This window comes from Actinomadura fibrosa (assembly GCF_900659615.1).
GTDB lineage: Bacteria > Actinomycetota > Actinomycetes > Streptosporangiales > Streptosporangiaceae > Spirillospora > Spirillospora fibrosa.
In genome coordinates this window covers 1-6,986 of record NZ_CAACUY010000360.1, presented here as the reverse complement: position 1 = coordinate 6,986, position 6,986 = coordinate 1, and the positions used below count along the sequence as shown (strand labels likewise).

At 74.9% G+C, this 6,986-nt stretch carries 4 protein-coding genes and 1 pseudogene; 4 read left to right on the top strand and 1 reads right to left on the bottom strand.

What is annotated here, in order from left to right:
* The 4 genes from E1300_RS46070 to E1300_RS46055 form a co-directional block, all read left to right on the top strand.
* The coding region (locus tag E1300_RS46070) for a carbohydrate ABC transporter permease (protein WP_131763588.1) at positions 1-961 on the top strand (961 nt) is incomplete at its 5' end.
* Positions 954-1,853: a carbohydrate ABC transporter permease gene (locus E1300_RS46065; protein WP_131763587.1), complete on the top strand. Its 900-nt coding sequence runs from the start codon at positions 954-956 to the stop codon at positions 1,851-1,853. The genes E1300_RS46070 and E1300_RS46065, both read left to right, overlap by 8 nt.
* A gap of 88 nt (positions 1,854-1,941) precedes the next feature.
* Positions 1,942-3,315: a GH1 family beta-glucosidase gene (locus E1300_RS46060; protein ID WP_131763586.1), complete on the top strand. Its 1,374-nt coding sequence runs from the start codon at positions 1,942-1,944 to the stop codon at positions 3,313-3,315.
* A 133-nt stretch (positions 3,316-3,448) separates the two neighbouring features.
* Positions 3,449-6,688, top strand: coding sequence for a carboxyl transferase domain-containing protein (locus tag E1300_RS46055; RefSeq protein WP_131763585.1), 3,240 nt, complete (start codon positions 3,449-3,451; stop codon positions 6,686-6,688).
* Here the strand turns inward: E1300_RS46055 and E1300_RS50930 are convergent.
* Positions 6,609-6,986, bottom strand: a pseudogene (locus E1300_RS50930) (hypothetical protein); the annotation flags it as partial. The gene E1300_RS46055 and the pseudogene E1300_RS50930 overlap by 80 nt on opposite strands.

Sequence of the window (6,986 nt, the reverse complement as noted above, 5' to 3'; positions counted from 1 at the left end):
CTCCCTCAAGGAGGCCGCCGGGCCCCGGCGCGCCCGCCGCCGGTCCCGGCTCCGGGTGTCCCCGCGCGCGCTGCCGTACCTGCTGCTCGCGCCCGCGGTCGCCGCCGAGCTCATCGTCCACGTCGTGCCCATCGCGGTCGGGATCTGGATGAGCTTCAAGGAGCTCACGCTCTTCTACATCCGCGACTGGGCGGGCGCGCCCGGCGCGGGCCTCGGCAACTACCGGGTCGCCGTGGACTGGGACGGCGCCATCGGCCGCGACCTGTTCCGCTCGTTCCTCGTCACCGTCGCGGTGACGGTGCTGGCGGTCGGCCTGTCGTGGCTGCTCGGCACCGCCGCCGCGATCCTGATGCAGGACCGCTTCCGCGGGCGCGGGCTGCTGCGCGCCGCGTTCCTCGTCCCGTACGCGCTGCCCGTCTACGCCGCCGTGATGACCTGGGCGTTCCTGTTCCAGCGGGACACCGGCATGGTCAACCACGTGCTGGTCGACCAGCTCCACCTGACCGGCGGCGACCGGCCGTTCTGGCTGATCGGCGACAACAGCTTCTGGGCGCTGACGACCGTCGTCGTGTGGCGGAACTGGCCGTTCGCGTTCCTCGTCCTGATGGCCGGGCTGCAGAACGTGAACCGCGACCTGTACGAGGCCGCCGCGCTGGACGGCGCCGGGATCTGGCGGCAGATCCGGCACATCACGATGCCGGCGCTGCGCCCGATCAACCAGGTCCTCGTGCTGGTCCTCTTCCTCTGGACGTTCAACGACTTCAACACGCCGTTCGTCCTGTTCGGCAAGGCGGCGCCCGCGGGCGGCGACCTGATCTCCGTGCACATCTACCGCGCCTCGTTCCTGACCTGGAACTTCGGGACCGGCTCGGCGATGTCGGTGCTGCTCCTGCTGTTCCTGCTGCTGGTCACGGCGGCGTACCTGCTGGTCACCTCGCGACGGAGGCCCGCCCATGGCTGACACCGCACGCCCCGCGCCGCCGTCCCGTCCCGTCCGGCGCCGGCGCGGCCCGATGGACCCGCCCGCGTCGTTCCGCTGGACGCGGCGCGTCGTGCTGACGCTGCTCGCCGTGTTCACGCTCGTCCCGGTGTACGGGATGGTCAGCTCGTCGCAGAAGCCGCTGGAGGACGTGCAGGGCGGGTTCCGGTGGCTGCCGTCCGCGCCGACGGTCCGCCCCTACGTCGACATGTGGTCGACCGTCCCGCTGGCCCGCTACTTCGTCAACAGCGTGATCGTCGCGGGCGCCGCGACGCTGCTGTCGGTCGTGATCGCGATCGGCGCCGCCTACGCGGTCAGCCGCTACCGCTTCCTCGGCCGCCGGGTGTTCACGGTGACGGTCCTGTCCACGCAGATGTTCCCCGGCATCCTGTTCCTGCTCCCGCTGTTCCTGATCTTCGTGAACGTCGGGAACGCGACGGGCATCGCCCTGTACGGCAGCCGGGGCGCGCTGATCCTCACCTACCTGACGTTCTCGCTCCCGTTCTCGATCTGGATGCTCGTCGGCTACTTCGAGTCGATCCCGCGCGAGCTGGACGAGGCCGCGCGGGTCGACGGCTGCGGCCCGGTCGGCGCGCTGCTGCGCGTGATCGTCCCGGCGTCGGTGCCCGGCATCGTCGCGGTGACCGTCTACGCGTTCATGACGGCGTGGGGCGAGGTGCTGTTCGCCTCCGTGATGACCAACGACGCCACCCGGACGCTGTCCATCGGCCTCCAGGGCTACTCGACGCAGCACGAGGTGTACTGGAACCAGGTGATGGCCGCCTCGCTCGTGGTGAGCGTCCCCGTCGTCGCCGGGTTCCTGCTGCTCCAGCGCTTCCTGGTGACCGGCCTGACCGCCGGCGCCGTGAAATGACCGGACCCCGTCCGGCGCCCCCCGCCCCCGATCACCGTGAACCAGCGGGCACCCGAGCCGGCGTGCGCGCGAACCGCAGAGGAGTCCCGTGCCCATCGACGACCTGACCGCGTTCGGCCCCGACTTCGCCTGGGGGGCGGCCACCTCCGCCTACCAGGTCGAGGGCGCGGTCGACGAGGACGGCAGAGCCCCCTCCATCTGGGACGCCTTCTGCCGCGTCCCGGGGGCGATCGCCGGCGGCGACACCGGCGACGTCGCCTGCGACCACTACCACCGCTGGCCCGAGGACGTGGCGCTCATGTCGGCGCTCGGGCTGAACGCCTACCGGTTCTCGATCGCGTGGCCGCGGGTGCTCCCGGACGGCGGCGGGCCGGTGAACCGCGCGGGCCTCGCCTTCTACGACCGCCTCGTGGACGCGCTGCTGGAGGCGGGCATCATGCCCCATCCGACGCTGTACCACTGGGACCTCCCGCAGGCCCTCCAGGACCGCGGCGGCTGGCCCGCCCGCGACACCGCCGAGCGCTTCGGCGAGTACGCCGCCGTCGTCGCCGGGGCGCTCGGCGACCGCGTGAAGTCCTGGAGCACGCTGAACGAGCCGATCTGCGCGGCGTGGCTCGGGCACCTCCAGGGCGTGATGGCGCCCGGCGTCGCCGACGTCCGGCAGGCCGTGCCCGCGTCCTTCCACCTGATGCTCGCGCACGGGCTCGGCGCGCAGGCCGTGCGCGCCGCCGTCCCGGACGCGCGGATCGGCGTCGTGAACCTGCTGACCGACTGCGAGCCCGCCACCGGCCGGGAGGAGGACGCGGCCGCCGCCGCGCGCGAGGACGGGCACCACAACCGCTGGTGGCTCGACCCGATCCACGGCCGCGGCCTGCCCGCCGACATGATCGAGGTCTACGGGGTCGAGCCGCCGGTGCGGGCCGGGGACCTGGAGACGATCGCGGCGCCGCTGGACTGGCTCGGCGTCAACTACTACCGCCGCTCGGTCAACGTGGACGACCCCGCCGGGCCCCCGCCGCGCACCCGGCAGGTCACCCCGGACGGCACCCCGCTCACCGGCATGGGCTGGGAGATCCACCCCGACCGGCTGGAGCGGATCCTCGTCCGCGTCCACGAGGAGTACGCGCCGCGCAGCGTCATGGTCACCGAGAACGGCGCCGCGTACACCGACACGGTGACGCCCGAGGGCGCCGTCCACGACCCCGAGCGCACCGCCTACCTGGAGGCCCATCTCGCCGCGTGCGCGGCGGCGGCCCGGCGGGGCGTCCCCATGGACGGCTACTTCGCCTGGTCGCTGATGGACAACTTCGAGTGGGCGTACGGGTACGCGCAGCGCTTCGGCCTCGTCCACGTCGACTTCGCCACGCAGCGGCGCACCGTGAAGGACAGCGGCCACCGCTACGCGGAGATCATCCGCGCGCACCGGGCCCTGGCCGCCGGGCCGGTCGCGTCCGGCCACTGAGACCGGGCGGGCCGCTCCGCCCACCGGCCCGTCCGGGCCGGGGCCCCCGCCGCATGGGGCCCCGGCCCGGACGTTCCACCGGTCCTCTCTAGAGTGAGGCGTCGTCGAGGGCGCCGAGGTGAGGAGGGCCGGTGTGGGCGGGATCCTGGTGGCGAACCGGGGCGAGGTCGCGCTGCGGGTCGTGCGGGCGGCGGCCGAGCTCGGCCTGCGGACCGTGGCGGTCCACACGCGCGACGACGCGGGCTCGCCGCACGCGCGCCGCGCCGACGCCGTGCGGGAACTGCCGGGCGAGGGCGCCGCGGGCTACCTGGACGCGGAGGCGCTCGTCGCCGCCGCCGTGGACGCCGGCGCCGACCTCGTCCACCCCGGCTACGGCTTTCTGAGCGAGAACGCGGGTTTCGCCGAGCGCTGCGCCGCCGCCGGGCTGACGTTCGCCGGGCCGCGCCCCGAACTCCTGGAACTGTTCGGCGACAAGGCGCGGTCGCGGGAGCTGGCCCGGGCGGCGGGCGTGCCCGTGACGCCCGGCACGACGGGCCCGACGAGCCTCGCCGACGCCGAGGCGTTCGCCCTGGAGCACGGCCCGGTCATGCTCAAGGCCCTCGCGGGCGGCGGCGGGCGCGGCATGCGCGCCGTCACCGGAGCGGGGGAGATGGCGGCGGCGTACGAGCGGTGCCGGTCCGAGGCGCTCGCCGCGTTCGGCGCCGGCGACCTGTACGTCGAACGGTACGTGCCCCGCGCCCGGCACATCGAGGTGCAGGTGGCCGGGGACGGCTCCGGTGCGGTCACCCACCTGTGGGAGCGCGATTGCAGCGTCCAGCGGCGGCACCAGAAGCTGATCGAGGTGGCGCCGGCGCCCGCGCTGGCCGGGGACGTCCGCGAGGCGCTGCTCGCCGCGGCGGTCCGGATGGCCTCCCGCGTCCGGTACGAGGGGCTCGGCACGTTCGAGTTCCTCGTCGCGGAGGGGGAGCACTGGTTCCTGGAGGTCAACCCGAGGCTCCAGGTCGAGCACACCGTCACCGAGGAGATCACCGGCGTCGACCTGGTGAAGGCGCAGATCAGGCTCGCGCTCGGCGAGGGCCTCGCGGCGGTCGGGCTGGGCGCGCCGCCCCGCGCGTCCGGCTGCGCCGTCCAGGTGCGCGTCAACGCCGAGACGATCGACGCGGACGGGACGCCGCACCCCCGCGCCGGGACGCTGACCGCGTTCGCTCCGCCCACAGGGCCCGGCGTCCGCGTGGACACGTGCGGCCACACCGGGTACCGGATCGGTGCCCGGTACGACCCGCTGCTCGCCAAGGTGATCGTCCGCGCGGAGGACCTGCCGTCGGCCGCCGTGCGCGCCGACGGGGCGCTCGGCGAGTTCGAGGTGGCGGGCGTGGCCACGAGCATCCCGCTGCTGCGGGGCGTCCTGCGGCATCCGGACTTCCGGGCCGGCGGGGTCGACACGGGGTTCGTCGGCGACCACCTCCCGGCCCTGCTGAAGACCGAGGACCGGCGCTTCCACGCCGAGACGCCGAACGCGGCGCCGGAAGCGGTCCCGGCGGCGGTTCCGGCGGCGGTTCCGGACGCGCCGCCCGGCACGGTCGCCGTCGCGGCGCCCATGCAGGGCACGGTGGTGAGCGTCGAGGCGCGCGAGGGCGACCCCGTCCGGGCCGGCGCGCCCGTCCTGATCCTTGAGGCCATGAAGATGGAGCACGTCGTCCGGTCCGCGGAGGCGGGCGTGGTGCGGCGCGTGGCCGCCGCGCCGGGCGACACCGTCGGCGAGGGCGCGCCGCTGCTGTTCGTCGAGCCCGCCGAGGTCGACGGCGGCTCGGCCGCGGAGGAGGCGGAGGCCGATCTCGACGCGATCCGCGACGATCTCGCCGAGACGCTGCGCCGCCACGAGATCGGCCTGGACGCGGCCCGTCCCGAGGCGGTCGCGAAGCGGCACGCCCGGGGGCTGCGCACCGCGCGCGAGAACATCGACGACCTCTGCGACCCCGGCACGTTCGCCGAGTACGGCGCCCTCGCGATCGCCGCGCAGCGGCAGCGCCGGTCGCTGGACGACCTCATCGAGCGCACCCCCGCCGACGGGATGGTCTGCGGCCTCGGCGAGGTCAACGGCGCGCAGGCCGTCGTGATGTCCTACGACTACACGGTCCTCGCCGGGACGCAGGGCCACCAGAACCACCGCAAGACCGACCGGATGCTCGACATCGCCCGGCGCCGCCGCCTGCCGCTGGTGCTGTTCGCGGAGGGCGGCGGCGGCCGTCCGGGCGACACCGACACCTCGACGGTGTCCGGGCTGGACGTGACGACCTTCCACGCGATGGGACGGCTCAGCGGGCTCGTCCCGTCCGTCGGGATCGCCGCCGGGCGGTGCTTCGCCGGGAACGCCGCGCTGCTCGGCTGCTGCGACGCCATCATCGCCACCCGCGACGCCAACATCGGCATGGGCGGCCCCGCGATGATCGAGGGCGGCGGGCTCGGCGTGTTCGCCCCCGAGGAGATCGGCCCCGTCGCCGACCAGGAGCCGAACGGCGTCGTCGACATCGTCGTGGAGGACGAGGCGGAGGCGGTCGCCGCGGCCCGGCGGTACCTGTCGTACTTCCAGGGGCCCTCGGCGGAGTGGACCTGCGACGACCAGCGGATCCTGCGGCACGTGATCCCGGAGAACCGGCTGCGCGCCTACGACGTCCGGCGTGTCGTCGGCCACCTCGCCGACACCGGGTCGGTGCTGGAGTTGCGCCGCGCGTTCGGCGTCGGGATCGTGACGGCGCTGGTGCGGATCGAGGGCCGTCCCATGGGGCTGATCGCGAGCAACCCCGGGCACCTCGGCGGCGCCATCGACCGCGACGCCGCCGACAAGGCCGCGCGGTTCCTCCAGCTCTGCGACGCGCACGGCCTGCCCGTCGTGTCGTTGTGCGACACCCCCGGCTTCATGGTCGGCCCGGACGCCGAGCGCACCGCGACCGTCCGGCACTTCAGCCGACTGTTCGTGATCGGCGCGAACCTGCGCGTCCCGGTCGTCACGGTCGTGCTCCGCAAGGGCTACGGGCTCGGCGCGCAGGCGATGGCGGGCGGCGGGTTCAAGGCGCCGCTCGCCACCCTCGCCTGGCCCACCGGCGAGATCGGCGGGATGGGCCTGGAGGGCGCCGTGCGGCTCGGGTTCCGCAAGGAGCTGGCCGCGGCCGAGGACCCCGACGCCCTGTTCGCGACGATGGTCGCCGCCGCGTACGAGCACGGCAAGGCGCTGAACGCCGCGTCCGTCTTCGAGCTGGACGACGTCATCGACCCGGCGGACACCCGCCGCCGGATCACCGCGGCGTTCGGAGCGGCACCTCCACCGGACGGCGCGCGGGAGGAGGCGCCGCGGCGGTGGATCGACACGTGGTGACCCCGGCGCGTACCTCCGCCGGAGGACCCGCCGCGACGACCTTCCCCGCGTCCAGGACGTGCAGCGTGTCGCACACGCCCATCACCCGTTCGAGATCGTTCTCGGCGACGAGCACGGCGAGGCCCTCGGCGGCGAGGTCCCGCAGCAGCACCTCAAGGGCGCGCGAGCGGCGCACCGGGAGGCCGGCCAGCGGCTCGTCCAGCAGCAGGACGGCGGGCTCGGCCGCGAGCGCCCCGGCCAGCTCGGCCAGCCGGGCGACGCCGGGCGGCACCGCGCCGGCGCTCCGCTCGGCGTAGTC

Coding starts and splice junctions, on each gene's coding strand:
- E1300_RS46065 (WP_131763587.1), top strand. CDS start 954: ATGGCTGACACCGCACGCCCCGCGCCGCCGTCCCGTCCCGTCCGGCGC.